The sequence below is a fragment of the Aeromicrobium phragmitis genome (assembly GCF_003674095.1).
GTDB classification, from domain to species: domain Bacteria; phylum Actinomycetota; class Actinomycetes; order Propionibacteriales; family Nocardioidaceae; genus Aeromicrobium; species Aeromicrobium phragmitis.
Map to the genome: position 1 here is coordinate 1 of NZ_RDBF01000045.1, position 564 is coordinate 564.

Consider the following 564-nt stretch of genomic DNA (forward strand, 5'->3'; position numbering starts at 1 on the left):
TAGGAGCTTTTGAGCTCCTCGCCGAGCTGGACCATATCTGCTTGCAATCCCGGGAACCCTGGAGCGCCGAAATCGCCGCCGACCGTATGAATGGACTGTCCGTGACCGCGGTGATCGGACGCAACGACGTGAAAGCCGGCGTCGTTCAGCGCCCGCGCGAACCGGTCGTAACGGCCGGCATGTTCGGCCAACCCGTGGGCGATCTGGACGACACCGCGTGCCATCGTGTCGTCGGGTAGCAGCCACGAGTATGTGGCGATGGCGATGCCGTCCTGGTCTGATGCGTACGATCCGCTGATGTAGGACACGCCGTTCTCCTTGTCGTTGTTCGCCGGCAGCTGCGGAGGTCTTAGCGTCTCATGGCTTCTCGTGTACCTCATGCCGCCGCGGTGCAGTGCTGAGCCGGGGGTGAACGCGGCCATCGCTCAGGACGTCGACACCCGGGAGGCGCGGTGTCAGGAGTGTCGGTGGTGAGACGGGTTGCTCACTCGCACCGTCACCCCGGCCGTCCCGGTCACACTGCACTACGCGTTGGCCGATCTCGGGCTGTCGCTCCATCAGACG

1 protein-coding gene is annotated in these 564 nt (G+C 64.9%); it reads right to left on the reverse strand.

Annotation, left to right across the window (positions count from 1 at the left end; all coding sequences use genetic code 11):
- Positions 1–308: alpha/beta hydrolase (locus D9V41_RS18530; RefSeq protein ID WP_279432359.1), on the reverse strand; the 308-nt coding region annotated here is incomplete at its 3' end.
- Between the last annotated feature and the right edge of the window lie 256 nt (positions 309–564).